Genomic DNA, 23761 nt, shown 5'->3' with positions numbered 1-23761 from the left:
GCGTCGCGGGCGCGGCACGGACGGAGGACGACGATGACGGAGCCGGTGACCCAGCAGGGCACGCCACAGATCGCGGTGCTGGGCGGTGGCGTGATGGGCGAGACCCTGCTGAGCGCCCTGCTGACCGCGGGCTGGACCGCCGAGCAGGTCGAGGTCACGGAGCGAGCCGTCGAGCGCGCAGGTCAGCTCGCGAAGACGTACGGCGTGCGGACCGGGGCGTCCAACGCGCAGGCCGCGGGGCGCGCGGACGTCGTCCTGCTCGCGGTGAAACCGAACGTCGTCGCCTCGGTGCTCGACGAGATCCGGCCGGTGCTGCGCGGTGGTGCGCTCGTCGTGAGCGTCGCGGCAGGTTTGCCGATCGCTAGCTATGAGAAGCGGCTCGCGCAGGGCACACCCGTGGTCCGGGTCATGCCGAACACCCCGGCGGTCGTCGGCAAGGGGGCGAGCGCGATCGCCGCCGGGACGCACGCGAGCACCGGGCACCTCGTCCTGGTCGAGAAGATGCTCGCCTCGACGGGGCTCGTCCTGCGGGTCGAGGAGAAGGACCTGGACGCGGTCACCGCGATCTCAGGGTCGGGCCCGGCGTACGCGTTCTACGTGATCGACGCGATGGCGGAAGCCGGCGTCCTGCTCGGCCTGAGCCGGGACGTCGCCACCAGGCTCGCCGTGGCCACGGTGGAGGGCTCGGCCGCCCTTGCCGCGCAGTCGGGCGACCATCCCGCGATCCTGCGCGAGCGCGTGTCGTCCCCGGGCGGGACCACGGTCGCTGCTGTCCAGGTGCTCGACGCGCACGGCGTGCGGGCAGGCATCGTCGCGGCCGCAGAGGCCGCCCGGGACCGGTCGCGCGAGCTCGGCGCCCAGTACTCGTCCTGAAGGCGCTCGCCGTTCCGCGCTCCTAGGCTGCCTCCATGTCCACGCCGCAGGCTGACCCGGCCGAGTCGGTCCGTCCTCGCGGGCGGCGACCTGGGGGCTCCGACACGCGCGGCGCCATCTTGTCCGCCGCGCGGCACGAGTTCGCCGAGCGGGGCTACGACGGCGCGAGCATCCGGTCGGTCGCGCGCCGCGCGGAGGTGGACCCGGCCCTGGTGCGGCACTACTTCCAGGACAAGGCGGAGCTGTTCGCGGCGGGGATGATCCCGGTGGACGTGGACCCCGCGGAGCTCGTCGCGGCGGTGGTCGCCGGCGGTGTCGACGGGCTCGGAGAACGGCTGCTGACCACGGTCCTCGGGGTCTGGGAGGCGGACGGCGGGGCCGCGTTCCGGGTGGCGTTCGCGGGCCTGAGCTCGAGCGAGGTGCAGGCCGAGGCGCTTCTGGGCTACGTCGGGCGCGAGGTGTTCGCCGAGGTGGCGACGCTCCTGCCCGGCCCGGACCCCGCCCTGCGGGTCTCGTTGGTGGTCTCGCAGGTGGCCGGTGTCCTGCTCGCCCGCAACGTGATGCACCTGGAGCCGATCGCGTCGCTACCGGTCCCACGTGTGGTCGAGCTCGTCGCTCCGACGCTGCAGCGTTACCTGACCCAGTAGTCGCCGACCCCGGCGCGTGTCTGCGGCCGTGGGTAGCGTGCGCTGGATGGACTACGCCTACGTGATCGCCCAGGAGTCCGCGCGCGCCGCCGATGCGCTCGCGTCGGCGCCGACGGGGAGCCGGGTGCCGTCGTGCCCCGACTGGGACGCCGCAGACCTGGCCTACCACGTGGGCGAGGTCCAGGACTTCTGGGCCTCCCTGGTCGCGCAGGCGCCCACGGGTCCCGACGAGCTCGAGGAGACGGTGCGACGGCCGGACGTCGAGCTGGTCCCGTTCCTGCGCACCCGGACCACCGCGCTGCTCGAGGCTCTCGCAGACCGGGACCCGCACGATGCGTGCTGGTCGTGGTCGACCTCGGGCGGCACGGTGGGCTGGGTCAGCCGACGGCAGGCTCACGAGGCGCTGGTGCACCGCGTCGACGCCGAGCAGACGGCGGGTCTGCCGGTCACCGACCCTGGTCCGGAGCTCGCCGCTGACGGGGTCGACGAGCTGTTGGCCGTGATGCTCAGCGGTCTGCCGCCCTGGGCGCGGTTCACCCCCGACGGCCCGCGCATCCGGGTTCGTGCGACGGATGCGGGTCGCGAGTGGCTGGTGGCCTTCGGGCGGTTCACGGGAACGTCGCCCACGACCGGCAAGGCGTACGACGACCCGTGTGCTGAGCTCGTCGGTTGGGAGGACGACGACCACGACGTTGCTGCGACCGTCAGCGGGACGGCCTGGGAGCTCGAGCTGTGGCTGTGGGGTCGCTCGGCCGGTGAGGGTCTGGCGCGTGAGGGGGACCCGGCGGTTCCGCAGCGACTGCGGGCGGCGATCGTCGAGTCGACGCAGTAGGGGCTTGCAGTCGCTCGCGGGCAGGAGCACAATTCCCTACATGGGGAATAACGCGATCGAGGTCCGCGGGTTGCGCGTGGTTCGAGGCGGGAGCGTCGTCATCGAGTCGCTCGACCTGAGCGTGCCCGTCGGCCAGGTGGTCGGCCTGCTGGGACCGAGCGGCAGCGGCAAGACCACGCTGATGCGCGCCGTCGTCGGCTCGCAGGTCGTCGACGGCGGGACGGTCATGGTGCTGGGGCAGCCGGCGGGCTCGGCCTCCCTGCGTAGCCGCGTCGGCTACGTCACGCAGGCTCCGAGCGTCTACGCCGACCTCACGGTCCATGAGAACCTGCGCTACGCAGCAGCGATCCTGCGGGTCGAGGACGGCGAGGTTCAGCGTTCGTTGCAGGAGGTGGACCTCGCGGACAAGCAGAAGCGCATCATCGGCACGCTCTCCGGTGGCGAGAGGGCGCGGGTCTCGCTAGCGATCGCACTGCTGGGCTCTCCGGACCTGCTCGTCCTCGACGAGCCGACCGTCGGCCTCGACCCCGTCCTGCGCCGCGACCTGTGGGCCATGTTCCGACGGCTCACCGAGCGCGGTGTGAGCCTGCTCGTGTCCAGCCACGTGATGGACGAGGCGGCCCGCTGCGACCGGCTGGTCCTGATGCGCGGCGGCGGCGTGCTGGCGGACGCGACGCTCGACGAGCTGCTCGCGCGGACCAGGACGGGCGACGCGGAGGCTGCGTTCCTCCTCCTCGTCGACGAGGCGGCGGGGGCAGCAGCATGAGCGTCGAGGTGAGGACGCGGCCCCTGACGCCCTACCTGACGGGAGCGACCGCGTCGCGCGTGCTGACCCAGCTGCGTCACGACAAGCGCACGATCGCGCTGGTGGTCCTGCTGCCGTGCCTGCTGATCGGCCTCATCGCCTGGATGTTCCACGGGACGCCCGTGCTGGACCAGTTCGGTCCGCTGCTGGTCGGCCTGTTCCCGATGATCGTGATGTTCCTGGTCACCAGCGTGGCCACGCTGCGCGAGCGGACGACCGGCACGCTCGAACGGCTCATGACGCTGCCCATCGGTCGCGGTGACGTGGTCATCGGGTATGCCGCCGCGTTCGCGGTCCTGGCCGTCGTCCAGGCGTTCGTGATCGTCGGGTTCGCGGTCCTGGTGTGCGGTATGGACGTCGCAGGGCCGATCGGTCTGGTCATCCTCGTGGCGGTGCTCGACGCCGTGCTCGGCTGCGCCCTGGGACTGGGAGCCTCGGCGCTGGCACGCACCGAGTTCCAGGCCGTCCAGCTCATGCCGCTGATCCTGTTCCCGCAGCTCATCACGTGCGGCCTGCTCATGCCCCGCGACGAGATGCCGGCCGTCCTGGAGGCGATCTCGCGCGTCCTGCCGCTGACCTACGCGCTCGACGCGATGCAGCAGCTGGCCGCCGGCGGGACCTGGGTGGACGTGCGCGGCGACGTCGCCGTGGTGTCGGGCTTCATCGTCGGGGCCCTGGTGGTCGGAGCCGCGACGCTGCGCCGTCGCACGCCGTAGGCGCCGAGCTGACGCCTACGGTCGCGCGGCGAAGCGCTCCAGCAGGTCGGCGTGGCCGGACACGATGATCAGGTCGTTCGACGACAGCCGCGTCGTCGGGGTTGCGTAGACGAAGTCCTGTCCGGGGCTCTTCACGCCGACGACGGTCACCCCGTAGCGCTCGCGGACCTTCGACTGGGCGAGCGTGAACCCCTGGGTCTCCTTGGGCGGCCGCATCTTCACGATCGTGAAGCCGTCCTCGACCTCGATGTAGTCGAGCAGCTTCCCGGACACCAGGTGCGCCACGCGCGCGCCCGCGTCGGCCTCGGGGAGCACGACGTGGTGGACGCCGATCCGCTGCAGGATGCGCGCGTGCTCGTTGCTGATGGCCTTGGCCCAGATCTGCGGTACGCCGATGTCGACCAGGTTGCCCGCGATCAGCACCGATGCCTCGAGGTAGGAGCCGACGCCGACCACCGCGACCGGGAACTCGCGGGCACCGAGCTGCTCGAGGGCGTCGGGGTTGGCGGCGTCCGCCTCGACGAGCGCGATCCGGCCGGCCCACTGCGCGACCAGCTCAGGGTTGCGCTCGACGGCGAGCACGTCCTGGCCGAGCCGGTCGAGGGTCGCGGCGATGGAGGACCCGAACCGGCCGAGCCCGATGACGAGCACACCGGCGTCCTTCTTCGGTGTGCGCGGAGCATTCTGGGACCCCTTGGAGAGGTCACCGAACCTGTCAGCCAATGATCGGCCTCTCTTCCGGTAGCCGGATGACCCGACGACGGTTGCGCAGCGCGAGCGCGGCCGCAAGCGTCATCGTGCCAGTTCGGCCGATGAACATGAGCACGACGAGCACGTACTTGGCCTTGTTGGGCAGGTCGGGCGTGATCCCGGTGGACAACCCGCAGGTCGCGAACGCCGAGATCACCTCGAAGAGCACCCGGTCCAGGGCGAGGTCGGTCATCGACAGCAGGAGCAGCGACGCGATGAGCACGAACGTCGCCGAGACCATGGTGACCGCGATGGCCACCTGCAGCGCCTCGCGCGGGATGCGCCGACCGTACGCCTCGACGTCCTTGTCGCCGCGCCCTTCGGCGAGGATCGCCAGGAGCATGACGGCCAGGGTGGTCACCTTGATGCCACCCGCGGTCGAGGCCGAGCCGCCGCCGACGAACATCAGGGCGTCCGTGACCAGCCAGGTGGACTCGTGCATCTGACCCACGTCCACCGTCGAGAACCCGCCCGAGCGAGGCATCACCCCGGCGAACAGCGAGGCGAGCGCGGTGCCGCTGAAGTCGAGCGGGGCGAACGTCTTGGGGTTCGTCCACTCGAGCGCCGCGAGGAGCACCGCCCCGGCAAGGACGAGGCCGAGGCTGGTGGTGATGGTCAGCTTGGAGTGCAGGCTCCACCGCCGCGGCTCGCGGAGGTGCCGGGAGACGTTGAGGATCACCGGGAATCCCAGGGAGCCGATGAACACGCCGATGATGATCGGCAGCAGGACCCACCAGTCCGACACGAACGGGTCGAGGCCGTACGTCGTCGGGATGAAGCCGGCGTTGTTGAACGCGGAGACGGCGTAGAAGACGGAGTGCCAGGCGGCCTTCCCGGCGGACTCGTCGTGCAGGAGGAACCGGGGGAACAGGACCAGCGCGATGAAAGCCTCGAGGGTCACCGAGGTGATGAGCACGGTACGGATGAGCGAGCCGACCTCGCCGAGCCGCGTCTCCTTGGTCTCCGACGAGACGAGCAGCCGCTGCGTCAGTCCGATCCGTCTCGACACCGCCATGCCGAGCAGCGACGCGAGCGTCATCACGCCGAGGCCGCCCACCTGGATCGCGACAAGGATCACGACGAGGCCCGCCGGGGACCAGTAGGACCCGGTCGGCACGACGACCAGGCCCGTGACGGTGCTCGCCGACGTCGCGGTGAAAAGGGCGTCGACGAACGGCGCCCGGTGCCGGCTCGAGGTGGACCAGGGTGCCGAGAGCAGGACCGTGATGATCGAGATGACGAGCGCGAAGACACCGAGGGCCAGCCGGGCGGGGGAGTGGCGGGCCGAGCGGTCGACGAACTCCCGCGCCCACACCGTCACGTCGCGGCTACCCCGCGCCATCGCACCTCCCGCTCCACACCAAAGGGCTCACTCTGGCATGTAGGTGGCGCGGTGAACGAGCCGACACAGCCTCCCGTCGGATCGACACCGGACCGGGCGGGTGCGACGGTGGGCGCATGACGCCGACGGACGAGCAGCCCCTCGACGGACCGGTGCGCGTCGTCTGGTCGCGGGACATGCTGGCCTACGACTTCGGGCAGGGGCACCCGATGACGTCCGAGCGGCTGGACCTGACCATCCGGCTGGCCCAGGACCTCGGTCTGCTCGACGGTCCGGGCGTCGAGCTCGCCGATGCGGGAGTCGCCTCCGACGACCTGCTCGCCCTCGTGCACGACCGTGCCTACATCGCCGCGGTGCACAGGGCCTCGTCGGAGGGTGTGGTGGACCTCGACCACGGCCTGGGGACGACCGACGACCCGATCTTCCCGGGCATGCACGAGGCGACCGCACGCGTCGTGCAGGGCAGCGTCGACTCGGCGCTGGCCGTCTGGGAGGGGCGGACGGCCCATGCGGTGAACGTGACGGGCGGGCTGCATCACGCCATGCCGGCCGCCGCGTCGGGGTTCTGCGTGTACAACGACGCGGCGGCGGCCATCCGCACGCTGCTGGATGCGGGCGCCGGGCGGGTGGCGTACGTCGACGTGGACGCGCACCACGGAGACGGGGTGCAGCAGATCTTCTGGGACGAGCCGCGCGTCCTGACGCTGTCCGTCCACGAGACGGGGCACGCGCTCTTCCCCGGGACCGGGCACGCGCGCGAGACCGGTGGTTCGGGGGCTGAGGGCACGGCGGTGAACATCCCCCTGCCGTCGGGAACGGGCGATGCCGGCTGGCTGCGCGCGATCGACGCGATCGTGCCCGCCGTGGTGCGGGGGTTTGCGCCCGACGTCCTGGTCACGCAGCACGGCTGTGACACGCACCTGCTGGATCCGCTGACCCACCTGCGGGTGAGCATCGACGGTCAACGAGCAGCCGCGCAGATGCTGCACCGGCTGGCGCACGAGGTCACGGACGGCCGATGGCTCGCGCTCGGCGGTGGGGGCTACGCCGTCGTCGACGTCGTGCCGCGGTCGTGGGCCCACCTGATCGGCGTCGCGACCCACCAGCCCGTGGACCCGGACACGGTCGTGCCCGAGAGCTGGCGCTCCGTCGTCCAGGAGCGCTACGGCCGGCGCGGGCCGGACCGCATGACTGATGGTCGTGACGCCCGCTTCAGCCCCTGGACGTCCGGCTACGACCCGGGTGACGACGTGGACCGCGCCATCCGGTCGACCCGCTCGGCGGTCTTCCCGCTGATCGGTCTCGATCCGGACCACGACTGACCAGGTGCGGCGTTGGGCCGCACGCGTGAGTCCCAGGCGTCCCCCCTTTCACTCCAGTCCCACGCGCCACTACGCTGACCAGGCATCCTCCGGTGGATGCGCGGAGCCCGCTCGTCACAGGGGCGGATGAGGAAGAAGCGACCACATGAGCGAGCAGCCGGCCCGCACCAGGTATCTGACGGTGCTCGAGGTCGCCGAGATCATGCGCGTGTCCAAGATGACGGTGTACCGCCTGCTGCATTCGGGTGAGCTGCCGGGTGTCCGCGTCGGCCGGTCCTTCCGTGTCCCGCAGGACGCCCTGGACCACTACCTGGCCACGTCGTTGCCGATCGAGTCGACGACCGCCGACGAGGACCGCAGGAGCTCCTGAGCCCGTCCGGTCCGGCGTCTCGCTCGTCCGTCCTTCGCCCGATCTGGTCGCGCGTCGCGAGGGACCCTGGACATCGCGTAAGGTAGAGCCTCGGACTTTCTCCGTGCGTGGGCGATGGGTTGAACAGACTGCACGCGCATCGATCGACCACCAGCAGGCACGGCCCGTCCGCCGGGCCTCCACTCGGAAATGAAGTGAGGACCCATGGGTTCCGTCATCAAGAAGCGTCGTAAGCGGATGGCCAAGAAGAAGCACCGCAAGCTTCTTCGCAAGACGCGCCACCAGCGCCGCAACAAGAAGTGACCCCACGCCGAGTCCGCTCGGCGTAGGAGCAGCACGACGGGCTCGGCGGACGCCGGGCCCGTTTTGTTGTGCCTGTTTGTTGATCCTGCTCGTCGTGCCTGAGCGCGAGCGCGACCGTTCCGCGACCGGCGATGCAGGTGCTGACGTCACGACCGAGGGCCGATGTCGGTAGTCGTCGCCTGCGCCTCGACGAGAGGCTCAGGTCAGAGGGGCCGTTCGAGGACGTAGTCGTTCTCGAGGCGGGTGCCGACCGTGAAGTGCTTGGTCCCGACCACCGAGAAGCCCGACCGTTCGTAGAACGCGCGCGCCCGAGCGTTCTCCTGGTTGACGCCGAGCCAGATGCCCGCGGCTCCGTGACCCTGCGCCACGGCCAGCGACGACTCCATGAGGGCGTGCGCGATGCCGGCACCGTGGTGGGCGGGGTGGACGTAGCACTTCGACAGCTCGACGGTCGGTGTGAGCGTGAGTGCGCCCGCGACGTCCGGGTCGGTGGGGGCGGTCAGCACGAGCATCGTGTAGCCGACCAGCGCGCCGCCCTGCTCTGCGACGAGCACCGACCGCTCAGGGGACGCGAGGTACGACGCGAACCGGCCAGGCGAGAGCACCGAGGTGATGAACGCCTGCTGGTCCTCGGGCGTCGAGCCTGGCGGGCACGCGAGCGGGAACGTGAGGGCGGCGAGCGCGGCCAGCGCGGGTACGTCGTCGGGGACTGCCGCGCGGACGGCACAGGAGGCGGTCACGCGTCGCGCGACCCGCGCCACGTGCGGACCACCGTGCGCGCCACGAGTCCGAACGCCCAGGCCAGTCCCGCCAGGCTGACCACCGCGGTTCCTCGGCGGGTGTTGCGGCGACGGGTCCGGAACTCGCGCACGGGCCATCCGACCTCGGCGGCGTGCCGGCGCAGACGCCGGTCGGGGTTGATCGCGCACGGGAAGCCGACCTCGGAGAGGATCGGCACGTCGTTGGTCGAGTCGCCGTAGGCGTACGACTGGGCAAGGTCGATCCCGTTGTCTGCGGCGATCGACCGGACGGCCTCGGCCTTGGCGCGGCCGTGCAGCATGTCGCCGACGAGGCGACCGGTGTAGTAGCCGTCCTTGTGCTCCGCGACGGTGCCCAGGGCGCCCGTGGCTCCGAGGCGCCGAGCGATGATCTCCCCGATCTCGCGCGGTGTGGCGGTGACCAGCCAGACGGAGTGACCGGCGGCGATGTGCTCGTCGAGGAGCCGTTGGGTTCCCGGGTAGATGCGCAGCAGGAGGACCTCGTCGTAGACGTCCTCGGCGATGGCGGTGACCTCGGCGACGGAGTGGCCCGTCATGATCTCCAGCGCGCGCTGCCGGACCTCGTCGATCTGCTCCTTGTTCTCGCCGAACGTCAGGTACCGGAACTGGTGCAGCCCGAACCGGACCAGGTCGCGCTTGCGGAAGAACCCGCGCAGGTACAGCCCTTTGGCGAGGTGGAACGAGCTCGCTCCGCGGATGATCGTGTTGTCGACGTCGAAGAAGGCGCCGGTGCGGGGTCCGTCAGGTCCGGCCCCGGGCGCCCGGGGGACCGGGTTCGGGACGATGGGACTCTCGACGGCCGGGCGCACGCTTCCACTGTAACGACGAGCGGTGGTCGGACGCGCCTGACCTCGGTCGGTACGGTGAACGCATGACGAACACGGTGCAGACGAGGGTCGTGCTGTACGGCCGCTCGGGTTGCCACCTGTGCGATGACGCGCGTGACGTGGTGCGCAGCGTCTGCGCGGAGACGGGCTCGGGGTGGACCGAGGTCGACATCGAGGCAGGTCCGTACGAGGGCCGGGACCTGGTCGACGAGCTCGGTGAGCTCGTCCCGGTGGTCGAGGTGGACGGGGTCCAGCAGGGGTACTGGCGGATCGATGCCGCGCGTCTGCGTCGAACCCTTACCGGGCCCGGGTCGCGACCCCTACCCTGACGTCAGGATCCGGCCCGAGGGCCGGCAGGGCTGTCGCGGGAGTCGATGTGGACACGCAGCGGACGGCGCGTGGATCCGTCCGCGCGGCGAGAGCGGTCGGCCAAGGGCCTGCCCGGGAGGTGCCGCCGTCGACGGTCGCTCGGCTGCCCGGGTACCTGCGGGCGCTGCAAGGGCTTGAGGGCGTGGTCACGACGTCGTCGGACGAGCTCGCGCATGCCGCGGGTGTCACCCCGGCGCAGCTGCGCAAGGACCTGTCGTTCCTGGGCTCGTACGGCCGGCGTGGTGTCGGGTACGACGTGGAGCACCTGTCCGAGCAGATCGGTGTGGTGCTCGGCCTGACCACGCAGCGGCGGGTCGTGATCGTCGGCATCGGGAACCTGGGGCACGCTCTGGCGAGCTACTCGGTCTTCGCGGAGCGAGGCTTCGCGGTCGTCGGCCTCGTCGACGCGGACCCGGCCGTCGTCGGGACCACCGTCGCGGGGCTGGTGGTGCGGCCCTGGCAGGACGTGGGCGAGGTGGTCAGGACGACGGACGCGACCATCGGCATCATCGCGACCCCGGCGTCCAGCGCGCAGGAGGTGTGCGACGCGCTCGTCGAGGCCGGTGTGGTCGGGATCCTGACCTTCGCGCCGCGCGCGCTGCGGGTGCCGGCACGCGTGGACCTGCGGGCCGTCGACGTGGCGTCGGAGCTGCAGATCCTGGCGTTCCACGACAGGCGCCGGACCAGCACGGGGGACTGGGCATGACGAGAGCCGGTGCCCCCACGGGCACCGGCTCGTCGTCGTGCGTGAAGCAGGTCAGCCCTTGATGGCCGACACGTCTAGCGCGATCGTGACCTTGTCGCCGACGAGCACGCCGCCCGCCTCGAGGGCCGCGTTCCACGTCAGGCCGAAGTCCTTGCGCGAGATGGCGACGGTGGCCTCGAACCCGGCGCGGGTGTTGCCGAACGGGTCGACGGCGGTGCCGTTGAACTCGGTGTCGAGCTCGACGGACTGCGTGACGCCGTGGATGGTCAGGTCGCCGACGATGACGTGCTTGCTGCCGGCCTCGCGCACCGCGGTGGAGACGAAGGTCCACTGGCCGAACTTCTCGACGTCGAAGAAGTCGCCGCTCTTGAGGTGCCCGTCGCGGTTGGCGTCTCCGGTGGAGACGGTCGAGGGGTCGAGCGTGACCGAGACCGAGGTGGTCTCGAGGTCGTCGCCGACGGTGATGACGCCCTCGGTGACCGCGATGGTTCCGCGGACCTTGGAGATCCCGGCGTGACGCACGGTGAAGCCTGCCTCGGTGTGGGAGGCGTCGACGGCCCACGTGCCGGTGGTGAGGCCGGTGGGGAGTGCGGTGCTGGTGCTGGTGCTCATGGCATGTCCTCCGAGATGTTGAAGAGTCAACTAATCCGTTAGTTCAAAGTTGTACTACACTTGAGACGTCCCCGCAACCCGAGCCGAGGAGGCGTGTTGTGAGCACGACCACAGAGGTCACCGCCGAGACGGTCGAGTGGCTGACCGAAGAGCAGCAGAAGACGTGGCGCTCGTTCCGCCAGGGCGTCGCGCGGCTCCTCGCGGTGCTCGAGCACGAGCTCGACGCGAAGTCCGGTCTGTCCACGCACGAGTACGAGGTGCTGGTCCGCCTCTCCGAGGCGCCTGGGCGGACCCTGCGCATGGCGCAGCTCGCCGACAACGTCGCGCACTCGCGCAGTCGGCTCACGCACACCGTGCGTCGGATGGAGGAGTCCGGTCTCGTCGCGCGCGTGCCCTGCGAGTCCGACGCTCGTGGCGTGAACGCGACGATGACCGACAAGGGGTGGGCGACGCTCGTCGCGGCGGCCCCCGGGCACGTCCAGTCGGTGCGGGACCACCTGGTCGACGTGCTCACCCCGGAGCAGTTCGCAGCGCTCGGCGACGCGATGGAGACCGTGCGCGTGCACCTGACGGGTGGCGCGTGTCACGTCGAGGGGGAACCCGACGCGTGCTGAGTCCACAGGAGTGTTTGCGAGACTGACCCCATGGTCGACACGACGATCCACCTGATGCGGCACGGCGAGGTGCACAACCCCGAGGGTGTGCTCTACGGCCGACTGCCGGGCTACCGCCTGTCCGAGCGCGGTGCGGCCATGGCCGAGACGGTCGCCGCGCACCTCGCGGGCACCGCGACCGGAGCACCCGGGGGCGAACGTCGCGTCAACGGTCCGGCCGACACCGCGCCGCCGCCGCGCAGGGACGTCGTTGCCGTCATCGCCTCCCCGCTGCAGCGGGCGCAGGAGACCGCCGGGCCGATCGCTGCGGCGTTCGGGGTGGACATCGCGACCGAGCCGCGCATCATCGAGGCAGGAAACCACTTCGAGGGCATGACCTTCGGCGTGGGCGACGGCTCGTTGCGCCACCCCGAGCACTGGCCGTACCTGCGCAACCCCTTCCGCCCGTCATGGGGCGAGCCGTACACGGAGCAGGTCGAGCGCATGCTGGCCGCCGTCGCGGACGCGCTCGTCCTCGCACGCGGCCACGAGGCCGTCCTGGTCAGCCACCAGCTGCCCGTGTGGGTGACGCGCCTCGCGCTCGAGAATCGCCGCCTGTGGCACGACCCGCGCCGGCGCCAGTGCTCCGTCGCGTCCCTGACCAGCCTGCGGTACCAGGACGACACCCTCGTCGGCATCGGCTACAGCGAGCCCGCCGCTGCGCTGCTGCCCGGGACCTCGTCCGTCGCGGGAGCCTGACGTGCAGGTGCGCTCCGCTGCCGTGCTGGTCACGGGCCTGCTGGCGGCCGGTGCCATGCTCCTGACCGGCTGCAGCCAGCCGGCCACCAGCGGCGACGTCGCGCAGCAGGGCTACCAGTCCGGCGACGGCAGCACTCGCACCTGGGCCGCCGCGGACCGGCAGGGGCCCGTGACCCTCAGTGGCACCGACTACGAGGGTGCGACCCAGGACGTGACCGACTGGGCCGGCGACGTCGTCGTGCTGAACACCTGGTACGCCAACTGCCCGCCGTGCCGTGCCGAGGCCCCGGACCTGGCCGCGATCGCCGATGACTACGCGGACCAGGGCGTCCACGTGCTCGGCATCAACCACACGGACGCCGCGGGCACCGCGCAGGCGTTCCAGACGAACCACGGCGTGCCGTACCCGAGCATCCACGACGAGGACGGTTCCGCCGTCGCCGCGCTCGAGGGCGTCGTCCCGGTCAACGCAGTGCCCACGACGATCGTGCTCGACCGCAACGGGATGGTCGCGGGCCGGATCCTGGGGGTCGTCGACCCGTCCACGCTGCGCTCGATGGTCGACGAGCTGGTCGCCGAGCCCGTGCACGCCGAGCCCGCCGCGACCCCGTCCACGTGATCATCGGGAGCGCCGGTGACGCCTTCGGTCAGGCGATCATCTCCGGTTCGCTGCTGCTGGCCGTCCCCGTCGCGCTGCTCGCCGGGCTGGTCTCGTTCGCGTCGCCGTGCGTCCTGCCGCTCGTCCCCGCCTACCTCGGCTACCTCGGAGGGATGACCGGTGCGGCCGGGAGTCGCCCGATCGGCACCCCCGTACCGAAGCCCGCCCGTTCCCGACTGATGCTCGGCGTCTCGCTCTTCATCGCGGGGTTCACGGCCGTCTACCTCGCGCTCGGGATCCTCGCAGGGTCCCTCGGCGGGGTGCTCCTGGAGTACCAGGACGTGATCATGCGGGTGCTCGGTGTCGTCGTGATCGTCATGGGTCTGGCGTTCCTGGGCTTCATCCCGTTCCTGCAGAACGAGCGGCGCGTGCACCTGGCCCCGCGGGCCGGACTCTGGGGTGCGCCCCTGCTGGGCGTCACGTTCGGCCTCGGGTGGGCGCCCTGCATCGGACCGACGCTCGCCGCGATCATCGCCCTGTCCCTCGACGGGGGCACCGCGGGCCGCGGCGGGATCCTCGCGGTCGCGTTCTGCCTCGGCCTCGGCCTGCCGTTCCTGATCGTGGCGTTCAGCGTCGAGCGCAGCGCGAAGGCCCTGGCGTTCCTGCGCCGGCACCGGCTCGCGATCATGCGGCTCGGCGGCGGGCTGCTCATCGTGCTCGGCCTCGCGCTCGTGACCGGCGTCTGGGGTCAGTGGGCAGGCTGGCTCCAGGGTGTCGTCTCGGGCAACGAGCCGTTCGTGCCGGTGGTCTGACGTGAGCCAGTACCGCCCCGAGGGCATCTCCGACGTCTTCACCGAACCGACGGACCCAGGCGAGCAGCGGCCGGTGGTGCAAGGCATCGGCCTGACCGGCTGGCTGCGGTGGGCGTGGCGGCAGCTGACCAGCATGCGGGTCGCGCTCCTGCTGCTCATGCTGCTCGCGGTCGCGGCGGTCCCCGGGACGGTCTGGCCGCAGCGCGCGCAGAGTCCGGAGAAGGTCGTCGCCTACCTGACCGACCACCCCTCGCTCGGACCGGTGCTCGACCGCGTCGGCGCCTTCAACGTCTACTCGTCGGTCTGGTTCTCCGCGATCTACCTGCTCCTCTTCGTGTCGCTGGTCGGCTGCATCCTGCCGCGCACCAAGGTGCACCTCGCGGGCGTGCGAGGTCGGCCGCCCCGCGCGCCCAGACGGTTCGGGCGGTTCCCCGCACAGGGCTCCGGCACGGCCGACGACACCCCCGAAGAGCTCACGCGACGTGCGACCGCGGTGCTGCGGCGTGGCTGGCGGCTGCTTCCGTTCGTGCCCACCTACCGGGTCGAGACCCGTGACGAGGGCGACGGGACGTGGTCGGTCGCGGGTGAGCGCGGGTACCTGCGCGAGACCGGCAACCTGGTGTTCCACCTCGCCCTCGTCGGCCTCCTGATCTCGGTGGCCACCGGCCAGGTCCTGCACTACCGCGGGCAGATGATCGTGGTCCAGGGCTCGGGCTTCGCCAACTCGCAGGGCGCCTACGACACGTTCGAGCGCGGGACCGCGTACTCCCCGAGCAGCCTCGTGCCGTTCACGCTCGCGCTCGACGACTTCGAGTCACGGTTCGACCCCGAGACGCTGGCGTCGCGCGACTTCACGGCGCACGTGACCCTGACCGAGCCGGGGGAGAAGCCGCAAGCCGAGACGATCAAGGTCAACCACCCGCTCGACGCGGGCGGCGCGAAGGTCTACCTGCAGGGCAACGGGTACGCACCGGACCTGACCATCCACGACGCCTCCGGCGCACTGGTCAGCGACGGGCCCACTCCGTTCCTCCCGCAGGACCAGGTGTACACGTCGAAGGGCGTGGTGAAGGTCCCGGACGTCACCGACGGACAGGACCAGGTCGGCCTCATCGGGTTCCTGCTGCCGACGAAGAAGACCGTGGAGACCCCGAACGGACCGGCCTACGTCTCCCAGTTCCCGGAGCCGAACGACCCGGTCCTCGTGCTGAACGTGTGGAAGGGGAACCTCGGTCTCGACACGGGGGTCCCGCAGAACGTGTACGAGCTCGACGAGGCCCGGATGACGCAGGTGAAGGACGCCGACGGCGACCCCGTGATCCTCGTGGTGAAGCCCGGCGAGACGGTCGAGCTGCCCGACGGCCTGGGCACGTTGACCTTCAACGGTCTCAAGCGGTTCGTCGCGCTCGACCTGCGCCACGACCCCGCCCTCGTGTACGTCCTGGTGTTCGCGCTGCTCGCCTTCGCGGGACTCGCCACGTCCCTGTTCGCGCCGCGGCGCCGGGTGTGGCTGCGGTTCACGCCTGCACACGACGAGGGCGACGACCGGTCCTCCCGCCGTACAGTGGTGACCGCGGCCGGCCTGGCGCGCGGGGACGACGTCGGGCTGCAGCCCGAGCTGGACCGGGTACTGGCGGCCACCCTGGCGCAGCACCCCGATGGAGAGGCGAACGATGGACACCGGTGACCTGAGCACCCTGCTGGTCTGGGCCGCCGCGACCGCGTTCACCGTCGCGCTCGTCGCCTACGCCGTGGACCTCGCGCGCATCGCGGAGCGGTCGCAGCGCGTCGCGCAGCCCGCCATGGTGGGCTCGGGCGGCGGTGGACCGGTCTCCGCGGCTGCCGGGTCGGCGGACCAGAGGGCGCCGAGCAGGTCGGTCCGCGCCGAGGGCATCGCCCGCTCGACGCACCTGCTCGGGATCGCGCTGCTGTTCGGGGGGATCGTGCTGCGCGGGTTCGCCGCGGGCCGCTGGCCCACCGCCAACATGTACGAGTTCACCCTGGTCGCGGTGTTCTGGGCCACACTCATCCTCGCGGTGGTGCAGCGCCGCCGGATCATCGCGTTCCTGTCCGTGGTCGTCATGGGGCTGGCGGTCGTCGCGCTCGTCGTCGCGCTCAACTGGTTCTACATCCAGGCCGATGCCGTGCAGCCCGCGCTGCAGAGCTACTGGCTGGTGCTGCACGTCGGGGTCGCCATCGCCGCCACGGGCATCTTCACCGTCGCGTTCGGCGCGTCGGTGCTGCAGGTGCTCAAGAGCTACCGCGAGGAAGGGCTCCCCGAGAACGCGGGACGCGTCCGCACGACCGTGTCCGGGCGCCGGTTCAGCTGGCTCGAGCAGGTCCCGAGCGGTCGCGACCTCGAGGCGATGTCGTTCCGGCTCAACGCGGTCGCGTTCGTCCTGTGGACCTTCACCCTCATCGGCGGGGCCGTCTGGGCCGAGCACGCGTGGGGACGGTACTGGGGCTGGGACCCCAAGGAGGTCGGCACGTTCGTCGCCTGGGTGGTGTACGCGGCCTATCTGCACGCGCGCACCACGCGCGGCTGGAGCGGGCGCCGCGCCTCGTACTTCGTCTTCGTCGGCTACGCCGTGGTGCTGATGAACTTCACCGTCGTGAACCTCGTGGTCACGGGCAAGCACTCGTACTCGGGCCTCTAGGCCGCCCGGCCGGCACCTGACATCTGTCACGGGTCGGCGGTGCGGATCGCACGGTGACCTCGTGCGTCGGCGCACTGCCGCCCCGGTCTGCCAGGGCCGACGCTGGCGGTATGACGCAGACAGCAGCAGTCGAGGTCGAGGACCTGTGGCGCTCGTACCAGGGATTCGACGCGGTCCGCGGCGTGAGCCTGACCGTCCGCCGCGGGGAGCTCTTCGCCCTGCTCGGCACCAACGGCGCCGGCAAGACGTCCGCACTGGAAGTCATCGAAGGGCTCGCGCCGCCGACCGGGGGCACGGTGCGCGTGCTGGGCCATGACCCGGTCCGCGAGCGACGCACCGTGCGGGCGCGCACCGGGGTCGTGCTGCAGGAGGGCGGTCTGCAGACGGGGCTCACGGTCACCGAGACGCTGCGGATGTGGGCGGGGACGCTGTCGAGGCCGCGGCCGATCGACGAGGTCCTCGACCTGCTGGACCTGCGGCACCGCGCGCGGGTGCGGGTCCGGCAGCTGTCCGGGGGTGAGCGGCGCCGCCTCGACCTTGCGCTCGCCGTCCTCGGGAGGCCGGACGTCCTGTTCCTCGACGAACCGACCGCGGGGCTCGACCCGGAGAGCCGGGCCCGCACGTGGCGGCTGGTGCGCGAGCTGCTCGGCACGGGCGTGACCGTGCTGATGACGACCCACCACCTGCAGGAGGCGGAGCGGCTCGCCGACCGGCTGGCCATCCTGCACCGCGGTGTGGTGGTCCGTGACGGCACACCGGCGGCGGTCGCGGCGGCGCACGCGCAGCGCGTCACGTTCCGCACGGTCCTGCCTCTGCCGCCCTTGGACGGGACCGTCGAGGTGGTCGGGGACACGGTCACGGTGTCCACCGACGACGTGGCCGGGACGATCGCAGCGCTGGACGCGTGGGCGCCGGGTCTCGCGGTCAGCACGCGGCCCGCGACGCTGGAGGAAGCGTTCCTCGAGATCGCGGCGGGGGTGGCGGCATGACGCGTGTCGGGTCGCTCGCGCGGGCCGAGGGCACGTTGCTCCGCCGTGACCCGCTGGCACTGGTGGTCGCGGTCGGCATCCCGGTCCTGGCGGTGCCGATGGTGGCATCGTCGGGTCTGTACGAGAACGGCACGGGCGCTCTGCTCGTCCTGCTCATCGGCTTCTCGATGCTGTCCGGCGTCTACTTCAACCTGGTCACGGCGATCGTCGCGCGCCGCGAGGCCCGCGTGCTGGAGCGGTTGCGCACCGGTGAGCTGCGGGATGCCGAGATCCTGCTGGGCACCGCTGCTCCGGCGATCGCCCTGACCTGGGCTCAGGCGGTCGTCGGCGGGGTGCTCGTCGTGGTGCTGGTCGGTGCGTCCGAAGGCTCGAACGTCCCGCTCGCAGCGCTCGCGGTCGTGCTCGGGACCGCCGTGTTCGTCCTCCTGGCCGTGGTCAGCACGGCGTTCACCCGGACCGTCGAGCTGGCACAGGTGACGACGCTGCCGGGCACGCTGATCCCGCTGTTCCTCAGCGGGCTGGTGTTCCCCCTCGACGCCTTGCCCGACTGGGTGCAGGCAGTCGCTCCGTACTCCCCGCTGACGCCGACGGTCGACCTCCTGAACATCGCCCTCGCGGGCTCTGGCGGAGCGATCCTGGCGCCGATCGCGATCCTGGTCGGGTGGCTGGTGGTCGGGACGTGGGCAGCCCGGCGGTGGTTCCGGTGGGACGTGCGCAGGTGAGACTTGCGCTCGTCGCCGGGGCACGGGCTAATGACCCGGTGACCACGGACGAGCAGGGGCGGCGCAGCATCGACCTGTTGACGCGCTGGTCCTTGTACGCGGTGTCGGCGACCGCCCCCGTGGTGATGGTGCTGGTCGTCGTCGGTGCTGCGGGCGACAAGGCGTCGCACGACAGACGGACGGCGGCCCTGCTGGCCGTCGTCGTCGCGCAGACCGTCGCGTGCCTCCTGGTGCTGCGCGCAGGCGTCGACCGACGGATGGGTGGCCGACGTCCGGTGCAACTGCCGCTGGCTGCAGCGTGCTTCCTCACCTTGGTCGGGGTGCTGGTCGCCGTCGCGTTCGCCGACGACACGGACCCCCTCACGTTCGGGCTGGCCGCGGGCGGTTCGGCGATCCTGTTCTGCGCGGCGCTGACCGCCGCGGTGAGCCCGTTCCTGCGGCCGACCTGGCTCGCGGTCTCGGTCACGGTGCCCGCCTTGCTGCTCGGTGTGGTGCAGACCGTGACGCAGGACCAGGTCGTCTGGGCCGTGAACTACGCGCTCACCGTCGGCACCGTCGCAGTGATCTACGGCGCGACCCTGTGGATGCTCGACGTCCTATGGCAGATGTACAACGCGCGCGGAGTGCAGGCGCGGCTCGCGGTCGCCGAGGAGCGGCTCCGGTTCTCGAGGGACCTGCACGACGTGCTCGGCCGCAACCTCGCCCTCATCGCGATCGACAGCGAGCTCGCCGAGAAGCTCGTGCTCCGAGGCCAGGACGGCTCCGAGGAGCTTCTGGCGCGGATCCGGCAGACGGCGCAGGACTCGATGCTGGAGCTGCGCGACGTCGTCGGCGCCTACCGCTCGACCGACCTGACCACGGAGCTGGCGGGTGCGCGGTCCGTGCTGAGGGCTGCCGGGATCGAGACCCGCGTGGTCGGTGACGGCGGCAGCCTGCCTCAGGACACCCAGACGACGCTCGGCTGGGTGGTTCGAGAGGCGACGACGAACATCCTGCGGCACAGCGACGCGACCGCCGTGACGTTCGACCTGGCCATGGACCACGAGGGCACGGTCCTGACGATCGGCAACGACGGTGCGCGCCCCGGTGGCACGGGCGGCACCGGGCTGGTCGGCCTGCGCGAGCGGCTGGCCGTCCGCGGCGGTGACGTGGTGGTCTCGGCCGCCCCGGAACCGCCCGGGAGCGGCACCTTCGTGCTAATCGCGCGGCTGCCGGTGGGCTCATGATCCGCGTCGTGCTCGCCGACGACGAGAACCTCATCCGCTCGGGACTGGCCGCCCTGCTCGACCTCGAGGACGACCTCGAAGTGGTCGCGCAGGCCCGCACCGGGAGCGAAGCGGTCGCGACGGCTCGCGCGTACCGTCCGGACGTCGCGGTCCTCGACCTCCAGATGCCCGACCTCGACGGCATCGCCGTCGCCGAGGCGCTGGCTCGGGACGTCCCCGGCTGCGCGTGCGTGATCGTCACCGGCCACGGCCGACCCGGGCACCTCAAGCGCGCGCTCGCGGCCGGGGTGCGGGGGTTCCTGCCGAAGACCGTCTCGGCGCACGTGCTCGCCGACGTCATCCGCTCGGTGCACGCGGGCGGGCGGTACGTTGACCCGCAGCTCGCCGCCGAGGCGATCAGCGGCGGTGACAACCCGCTCACGGCCCGGGAGGCCGACGTCCTCGAGCTCGCCGCCGACGGCGCACCCGTCGAGGCGATCGCGCGCGCGGCGTCGTTGTCGGCGGGCACGGCCCGCAACTACCTGTCGGCCGCGGTGACCAAGCTGGGCGCGGCGAACCGGCACGACGCCGTCCGCATCGCCCGGGACCGTGGCTGGATCGCCTGACGGCACCGCCGTGGGGTCCGGACGGTGACGCGGTCCGGTGGGTCGCGGGATCAGCCCGTGGCTGCCGGCTCGTCCTTGTCGTTGGGGGAGGCCCTCCTGGCCTTCGGGCTCCGAGCGCTCCCTAGGCCGTCTCGCGCACCACGAGCGTCGGCGCGAACATGACGCCGCGAGCGGGCTGGTCCGGCGTCCGGATGCGGTCCAGGAGGAGCCGGGCCATCTCCCCGGCCATGTCCTCGACCGGCTGACGGATCGTGGTCAGGGCAGGGACGGCGTCGCGCGCTGTCGTGCTGTCGTCGAACCCGACGACGGCGACGTCGGCCGGCACGTGCCGTCCGGCGTCCACCAGGACGCGCACCACCGCCTCGGCGACCAGGTCGTTGGCTGCGAAGACCGCGTCGGCGGTGGGGTGCTCGGCCAGGATCCTGCGTCCTCCTGCCGTCCCGCTGCGCGCAGAGTAGTCACCGTGCACCACGGCGACGGCGATGCCCAGCCCTTCGGCGGCCGCCCGGAACCCCGCGAGCCGCTCACGCGCGGCGGCCAGCTCGGGCGGCCCGGCGAGCACCACGGCGCGACGGCGGCCGAGCCGGCCGAGATGCTCCGCCGCCAGCCGGCCGCCGATCGTCTGGTCGGCATCCACCCAGCTCACCGGGAGTGCCGCGCTGGGCCGGTGGGACAGGACGACCGGCACGTTCATCTCGTACAGGGCGTGCGGAAGCCCGTGCTCGTCGCCGCCGGCCAGGAAGAGCACACCGTCCACGTGCCCCTGCCGCAGGTAGCTGAGTACGAAGTCGTGCGCCTCGCGGTCTGCCGGGACCACGACGAGGTGCACGCCCGTGGCGCGCAGCACGTGCTGGGCGCCCGCCGTCACGCGGCCGAAGTACGGGTCCGAGAAGATCCGCTGCAGGAACTCGGCGCCGGCGATCCCCGAGGCGGGCTCCGAGATCACGAGCGCGACCGAGTTGGTCCGGCGTGTGACCAGCGAACGTGCGGCCAGGTTCGGCACGTACCCCGTGGCGCGCACGGCGTCGTCGACGGCACGACGCATCTTGGGATCCACTGTCGCGACCCCGTTCAGCACGCGCGAGACCGTGGAGCGTGAGACACCGGCTCGCTGGGCCACCTCCTCGATGGTCGACGGTCCCGGCCTGCTGGTCATGGGTCCTTTCTTAGCACCCGGTGCGGCGGGCCCGGACCGACCGGTCCGGGCCCGCCACACACTTCTGCTCAGCGGTAGACGCGGACGTAGTCCACGAGCATCTGTGCCGGGAACGGTGTGGTGGCGTCCACAGGACCTGGCCAGTCACCCCCGACGGCGAGGTTGAGGATGACGTAGAAGTCGTGGTCGTAGATCCACGGACCCCGGGTCGACTCCACGGTCGCCTTGTCGGCCGTGAAGACGAGGCGGTTGTCCAGGAAGTAGCGGATGCCGTTGGCGTCCCACTCCGCCGCCCAGGTGTGGAAGTCGTTGGACAGCGGCGCTCCGTCCGGGAGCTTGTACGAGCCGCCGTACCCGCCTGCGCCGTTGTAGGCGGGGGCGTGCAGCGTCGAGTACGACGTCGTCGTGTCCTTGCCCAGGACCTCCATGATGTCGACCTCGCCGTTGTACGGCCACGGCCGGCCGGTCAGGAAGTCGGCTCCCATCATCCAGAACGCGGGCCAGTAGCCCTGGCCCGCCGGGACCTTGATGCGCGCCTCGACGCGACCGTAGGTGAACATGAACTTGTTGGTGGTGTTCATGCGCCCGGAGGTGTAGTCGCGGCCGCCCGCCGCCTCCTTGCGCGCCTGGATGACGAGGTGGCCCTGGCCGTCCATGTTCAGGTTGCCGGATGGCGTGTAGTACTGCTGCTCGCCGTTCTGACCGGTGCCGGGGTCCACCGTCCACTTGGAGGTGTCCGGTCCGGTGCCCGACGTGCCGTTGAACTCGTCGCTGAAGGCGAGGCGCGTGAAGTTCGGGGCGGGGACGTTCGTCGTCGGCGGCTGGACGGGGTTCCCGCCCGTGCCGTAGACGTCGAACGCGTACAGGGAGTACCCGTACGGGCCGCTGCGCTTCGTGAGGTTCAGCCGGACGTAGCGGCCGTCACCGGAGACGTTCAGGGTCTCCTTGAGCCCCTTGCCGGTGGTGGTCGAGTAGATCGTGCTCCAGGCGTTGCCGTCGGCCGAGATCTGGACCTGGTAGCCCGTGGCGTACGCGGGGTCCCACTGCAGGACGACCTGCGAGACGTGCGCCGTGGCGCCGAGGTCCACCTGGATCCACCCCGCGTCGGTCCACCCGGCGGGGTTGGCGCTGGCCCAGCGGGAGGCGGCGTCCGCGTCGAGCGCCTTGTCGGGCGTGCACTGGTAGCAGGTGCCGTCGTCCTGGCTGGTCGACGCCGTGCCCGGCTTCTTGTAGCTGAGGAGCACGGGGGTGCCGGGGTTCTGCGTGGGGGGCGGCGGGGTGGTGCTGCCGTCCGCGACGCCGAAGACCTGGAGCTCCCACAGCGAGACGCCGTACGCGGTCGCGCGCTTCGTGGAGTACAGCCGGACGTAGCGGGCCGTGGCGCTCAGCGCGATCGACTGCTTCGCGCTGCTGGTCGCGGTCTGCGAGGACTGCGTGGTCCAGACGGTGCCGTCCGTGGACGTCTGGATCTGGAACGCGCTCGCGTAGGCGGTCTCCCACGTGAGGTCGACGCGGGTCAGGGCGCGGGCGGCCCCGAGGTCCACCTGGATCCACTGCGGGTCCGCGGACGCGCTCGACCAGCGGGTGCCCAGGTTGCCGTCGGTCGCGGAGGCCGCCGGCGTGCCGGCGGACTCCACCGAGGAGGCGGTGGTGGGCCGGCCCTGCGACAGCAAGGTCGAGGTGGCGGGCGGTGCGGTGCTGCCCAGGACCTCGAGCTCGAACAGCGAGATCCCGTACTGGGTGGCCCGTTGGGTTCCGGTGAGGCGCACGTAGCGGCCCGAGCCGTTGATCGCGAGCGCCTGCTTGGCGGCGGAGGTGGCGGTGCCGTTGCGCACCGTCGTCCACGTCGAGCCGTTGTCCGAGACCTGGATCGTGTAGGCGGAGGCGTAGGCGGCCTCCCAGGTGAGGTCGATCTCGGTGAACGACTGCGTGGATCCCAGGTCCACCTGGATCCACTGGTTGTCCGCGAACGAGCTGGACCAGCGGGTGCCGGTGTTCCCGTCGGTCGCCGCGCTCGGCGCGGTGCCGGCGGACTCCGAGGACGATGCCGTGGTCGTCTTGCCCTGGGACAGGACGACGACGGCCGCGTGCGCCTGGTCGGCGCGGACGGCGGCCAGGCCGAGGGCCACGGCGATGACAGCAAGGGCTGCGAGGGCGGTGCGCCCGGCTGGTCGGCCGGTGGCGGCCGTCGTGCCGGTTGCGGGGCGTGGAACGGGAGGCATGCTTCCCCCAAGGGTCGTCATTGACAGGTGGGATGGGGCCGGAGAGGCGAGGGAGCGCTCTCTGGGAGTTCACCCTCAACCCGGACAATCCTCCTGTCAAGCCGCGGGATGGATTCCAGGGAGCGCTCTCTGGCCGCGCGGCGCAAGGACGGACCGATCGTTCACGAAG

The 23761-nt window shown here is 71.6% G+C and carries 27 protein-coding genes; 20 read left to right on the top strand and 7 right to left on the bottom strand.

Annotated elements, in window-relative coordinates:
- Positions 1–33: 33 nt before the first annotated feature.
- From proC to N553_RS0102000, 5 genes are read left to right on the top strand one after another with little or no spacing between them, the layout of a single operon-like run.
- Entirely contained in the window at positions 34–873 is an 840-nt protein-coding gene (gene proC, locus N553_RS0102020; protein ID WP_034620479.1) for a pyrroline-5-carboxylate reductase, read from the top strand.
- 35 nt (positions 874–908) lie between these two features.
- Complete coding sequence (locus N553_RS0102015) at positions 909–1520, top strand: TetR family transcriptional regulator (RefSeq protein WP_028045153.1); 612 nt, start codon at positions 909–911, stop codon at positions 1518–1520.
- 46 nt (positions 1521–1566) lie between these two features.
- Positions 1567–2352 (top strand): maleylpyruvate isomerase family mycothiol-dependent enzyme, encoded by a 786-nt coding sequence (locus N553_RS20605; RefSeq protein WP_156043660.1) that lies wholly within the window; start codon positions 1567–1569, stop codon positions 2350–2352.
- A 40-nt stretch (positions 2353–2392) separates the two neighbouring features.
- Positions 2393–3118 (top strand): ABC transporter ATP-binding protein, encoded by a 726-nt coding sequence (locus N553_RS0102005; RefSeq protein ID WP_028045152.1) that lies wholly within the window; start codon positions 2393–2395, stop codon positions 3116–3118.
- Positions 3115–3873 carry an ABC transporter permease gene (locus N553_RS0102000; RefSeq protein ID WP_051639752.1) on the top strand — a complete coding sequence of 253 codons (759 nt, stop codon included), beginning with the start codon at positions 3115–3117 and terminating at the stop codon, positions 3871–3873. The genes N553_RS0102005 and N553_RS0102000 overlap by 4 nt, the downstream gene beginning before the upstream one ends.
- Before the next feature lie 15 nt (positions 3874–3888).
- On the opposite strand, the gene N553_RS0101995 is transcribed toward N553_RS0102000, so the two are convergent.
- Together N553_RS0101995 and N553_RS0101990 are read right to left on the bottom strand one after the other, a co-directional pair.
- Positions 3889–4596, bottom strand: coding sequence for a TrkA family potassium uptake protein (locus N553_RS0101995; protein ID WP_028045150.1), 708 nt, complete (start codon positions 4594–4596; stop codon positions 3889–3891).
- On the bottom strand, positions 4589–5965 hold the full coding sequence (locus N553_RS0101990; protein WP_028045149.1) for a TrkH family potassium uptake protein: 1377 nt from the start codon (positions 5963–5965) through the stop codon (positions 4589–4591). Before N553_RS0101990 ends, N553_RS0101995 begins: the two co-directional genes overlap by 8 nt.
- A gap of 116 nt (positions 5966–6081) precedes the next feature.
- Here N553_RS0101990 and N553_RS0101985 point away from each other — a divergent pair, with 116 nt between their 5' ends.
- From N553_RS0101985 to N553_RS24580, 3 genes are all read left to right on the top strand, one after another.
- Positions 6082–7287, top strand: coding sequence for an acetoin utilization protein AcuC (locus N553_RS0101985; protein WP_051639751.1), 1206 nt, complete (start codon positions 6082–6084; stop codon positions 7285–7287).
- A gap of 145 nt (positions 7288–7432) precedes the next feature.
- Positions 7433–7657, top strand: a complete 225-nt coding sequence (locus N553_RS0101980) for a helix-turn-helix domain-containing protein (protein WP_028045147.1) — start codon at positions 7433–7435, stop codon at positions 7655–7657.
- A gap of 204 nt (positions 7658–7861) precedes the next feature.
- The gene (locus tag N553_RS24580; RefSeq protein WP_003792170.1) at positions 7862–7960 is read left to right on the top strand and encodes a 30S ribosomal protein bS22; all 99 of its coding nucleotides are present in this window, start codon (positions 7862–7864) and stop codon (positions 7958–7960) included.
- A 203-nt stretch (positions 7961–8163) separates the two neighbouring features.
- Here N553_RS24580 and N553_RS0101970 read toward each other — a convergent pair whose 3' ends face one another.
- Together N553_RS0101970 and N553_RS0101965 are read right to left on the bottom strand one after the other, a co-directional pair.
- Entirely contained in the window at positions 8164–8700 is a 537-nt protein-coding gene (locus N553_RS0101970; RefSeq protein ID WP_028045146.1) for a GNAT family N-acetyltransferase, read from the bottom strand.
- Positions 8697–9524, bottom strand: a complete 828-nt coding sequence (locus tag N553_RS0101965) for an HAD family phosphatase (RefSeq protein WP_051639982.1) — start codon at positions 9522–9524, stop codon at positions 8697–8699. Before N553_RS0101965 ends, N553_RS0101970 begins: the two co-directional genes overlap by 4 nt.
- A gap of 86 nt (positions 9525–9610) precedes the next feature.
- On the opposite strand from N553_RS0101965, the gene N553_RS0101960 reads away from it, so the two are divergent.
- Together N553_RS0101960 and N553_RS0101955 are read left to right on the top strand one after the other, a co-directional pair.
- A complete protein-coding gene (locus N553_RS0101960; protein ID WP_028045144.1) occupies positions 9611–9895 on the top strand; it encodes a glutaredoxin family protein in 285 nt (94 codons plus the stop codon).
- Positions 9896–9942: 47 nt separating this feature from the next.
- Complete coding sequence (locus tag N553_RS0101955) at positions 9943–10641, top strand: redox-sensing transcriptional repressor Rex (protein ID WP_028045143.1); 699 nt, start codon at positions 9943–9945, stop codon at positions 10639–10641.
- Between the two features lie 51 nt (positions 10642–10692).
- Here the strand turns inward: N553_RS0101955 and N553_RS0101950 are convergent, their stop codons facing one another.
- Positions 10693–11253, bottom strand: coding sequence for a YceI family protein (locus N553_RS0101950; RefSeq protein WP_028045142.1), 561 nt, complete (start codon positions 11251–11253; stop codon positions 10693–10695).
- A 98-nt stretch (positions 11254–11351) separates the two neighbouring features.
- On the opposite strand from N553_RS0101950, the gene N553_RS0101945 reads away from it, so the two are divergent.
- The 10 genes from N553_RS0101945 (at position 11352) to N553_RS0101900 (ending at position 20214) form a co-directional block, all read left to right on the top strand.
- Positions 11352–11867, top strand: a complete 516-nt coding sequence (locus N553_RS0101945; RefSeq protein WP_028045141.1) for a MarR family winged helix-turn-helix transcriptional regulator — start codon at positions 11352–11354, stop codon at positions 11865–11867.
- A gap of 30 nt (positions 11868–11897) precedes the next feature.
- Positions 11898–12605: a histidine phosphatase family protein gene (locus N553_RS0101940; protein ID WP_028045140.1), complete on the top strand. Its 708-nt coding sequence runs from the start codon at positions 11898–11900 to the stop codon at positions 12603–12605.
- A 1-nt stretch (position 12606) separates the two neighbouring features.
- Positions 12607–13224 carry a TlpA family protein disulfide reductase gene (locus N553_RS0101935; RefSeq protein ID WP_369796650.1) on the top strand — a complete coding sequence of 206 codons (618 nt, stop codon included), beginning with the start codon at positions 12607–12609 and terminating at the stop codon, positions 13222–13224.
- Entirely contained in the window at positions 13221–14015 is a 795-nt protein-coding gene (locus N553_RS0101930; protein WP_028045138.1) for a cytochrome c biogenesis CcdA family protein, read from the top strand. Before N553_RS0101935 ends, N553_RS0101930 begins: the two co-directional genes overlap by 4 nt.
- A gap of 1 nt (position 14016) precedes the next feature.
- Positions 14017–15702: a cytochrome c biogenesis protein ResB gene (locus tag N553_RS20600; RefSeq protein ID WP_051639750.1), complete on the top strand. Its 1686-nt coding sequence runs from the start codon at positions 14017–14019 to the stop codon at positions 15700–15702.
- Entirely contained in the window at positions 15689–16672 is a 984-nt protein-coding gene (ccsB, locus tag N553_RS0101920; RefSeq protein ID WP_028045137.1) for a c-type cytochrome biogenesis protein CcsB, read from the top strand. The genes N553_RS20600 and ccsB overlap by 14 nt, the downstream gene beginning before the upstream one ends.
- Before the next feature lie 110 nt (positions 16673–16782).
- Entirely contained in the window at positions 16783–17661 is an 879-nt protein-coding gene (locus N553_RS0101915; protein WP_028045136.1) for an ABC transporter ATP-binding protein, read from the top strand.
- The gene (locus N553_RS0101910; protein WP_028045135.1) at positions 17658–18383 is read left to right on the top strand and encodes an ABC transporter permease; all 726 of its coding nucleotides are present in this window, start codon (positions 17658–17660) and stop codon (positions 18381–18383) included. The genes N553_RS0101915 and N553_RS0101910 overlap by 4 nt, the downstream gene beginning before the upstream one ends.
- Positions 18380–19609: a sensor histidine kinase gene (locus tag N553_RS0101905; RefSeq protein ID WP_231505134.1), complete on the top strand. Its 1230-nt coding sequence runs from the start codon at positions 18380–18382 to the stop codon at positions 19607–19609. Before N553_RS0101910 ends, N553_RS0101905 begins: the two co-directional genes overlap by 4 nt.
- On the top strand, positions 19606–20214 hold the full coding sequence (locus N553_RS0101900; RefSeq protein WP_028045133.1) for a DNA-binding response regulator: 609 nt from the start codon (positions 19606–19608) through the stop codon (positions 20212–20214). The genes N553_RS0101905 and N553_RS0101900 overlap by 4 nt, the downstream gene beginning before the upstream one ends.
- 121 nt (positions 20215–20335) lie before the next feature.
- Here the strand turns inward: N553_RS0101900 and N553_RS0101895 are convergent, their stop codons facing one another.
- Complete coding sequence (locus N553_RS0101895; protein ID WP_028045132.1) at positions 20336–21370, bottom strand: LacI family DNA-binding transcriptional regulator; 1035 nt, start codon at positions 21368–21370, stop codon at positions 20336–20338.
- A gap of 68 nt (positions 21371–21438) precedes the next feature.
- On the bottom strand, positions 21439–23592 hold the full coding sequence (locus tag N553_RS0101890; RefSeq protein ID WP_081844314.1) for a discoidin domain-containing protein: 2154 nt from the start codon (positions 23590–23592) through the stop codon (positions 21439–21441).
- Between the last annotated feature and the right edge of the window lie 169 nt (positions 23593–23761).

The organism is Cellulomonas sp. URHE0023, from assembly GCF_000688475.1.
GTDB lineage: Bacteria > Actinomycetota > Actinomycetes > Actinomycetales > Cellulomonadaceae > Cellulomonas.
Note: the sequence above shows the minus strand (reverse complement) of the source record. Positions and strands in the feature narration are given on the sequence as shown.

Bases quoted from the DNA above. Each gene is read 5' to 3' on its own strand.
- proC (WP_034620479.1), top strand. From the start codon at position 34: ATGACGGAGCCGGTGACCCAGCAGGGCACGCCACAGATCGCGGTGCTG.
- N553_RS20605 (WP_156043660.1), top strand. From the start codon at position 1,567: ATGGACTACGCCTACGTGATCGCCCAGGAGTCCGCGCGCGCCGCCGAT.
- N553_RS0101900 (WP_028045133.1), top strand. From the start codon at position 19,606: ATGATCCGCGTCGTGCTCGCCGACGACGAGAACCTCATCCGCTCGGGA.
- N553_RS0101895 (WP_028045132.1), bottom strand. From the start codon at position 21,370: ATGACCAGCAGGCCGGGACCGTCGACCATCGAGGAGGTGGCCCAGCGA.
- N553_RS0101940 (WP_028045140.1), top strand. From the start codon at position 11,898: ATGGTCGACACGACGATCCACCTGATGCGGCACGGCGAGGTGCACAAC.
- N553_RS0101960 (WP_028045144.1), top strand. From the start codon at position 9,611: ATGACGAACACGGTGCAGACGAGGGTCGTGCTGTACGGCCGCTCGGGT.
- N553_RS0102015 (WP_028045153.1), top strand. From the start codon at position 909: ATGTCCACGCCGCAGGCTGACCCGGCCGAGTCGGTCCGTCCTCGCGGG.
- N553_RS0101950 (WP_028045142.1), bottom strand. From the start codon at position 11,253: ATGAGCACCAGCACCAGCACCGCACTCCCCACCGGCCTCACCACCGGC.
- N553_RS0101985 (WP_051639751.1), top strand. From the start codon at position 6,082: ATGACGCCGACGGACGAGCAGCCCCTCGACGGACCGGTGCGCGTCGTC.
- N553_RS0101910 (WP_028045135.1), top strand. From the start codon at position 17,658: ATGACGCGTGTCGGGTCGCTCGCGCGGGCCGAGGGCACGTTGCTCCGC.
- ccsB (WP_028045137.1), top strand. From the start codon at position 15,689: ATGGACACCGGTGACCTGAGCACCCTGCTGGTCTGGGCCGCCGCGACC.
- N553_RS0102005 (WP_028045152.1), top strand. From the start codon at position 2,393: ATGGGGAATAACGCGATCGAGGTCCGCGGGTTGCGCGTGGTTCGAGGC.
- N553_RS0101915 (WP_028045136.1), top strand. From the start codon at position 16,783: ATGACGCAGACAGCAGCAGTCGAGGTCGAGGACCTGTGGCGCTCGTAC.
- N553_RS24580 (WP_003792170.1), top strand. From the start codon at position 7,862: ATGGGTTCCGTCATCAAGAAGCGTCGTAAGCGGATGGCCAAGAAGAAG.
- N553_RS0101990 (WP_028045149.1), bottom strand. From the start codon at position 5,965: ATGGCGCGGGGTAGCCGCGACGTGACGGTGTGGGCGCGGGAGTTCGTC.
- N553_RS0101890 (WP_081844314.1), bottom strand. From the start codon at position 23,592: ATGCCTCCCGTTCCACGCCCCGCAACCGGCACGACGGCCGCCACCGGC.
- N553_RS0101980 (WP_028045147.1), top strand. From the start codon at position 7,433: ATGAGCGAGCAGCCGGCCCGCACCAGGTATCTGACGGTGCTCGAGGTC.
- N553_RS0102000 (WP_051639752.1), top strand. From the start codon at position 3,115: ATGAGCGTCGAGGTGAGGACGCGGCCCCTGACGCCCTACCTGACGGGA.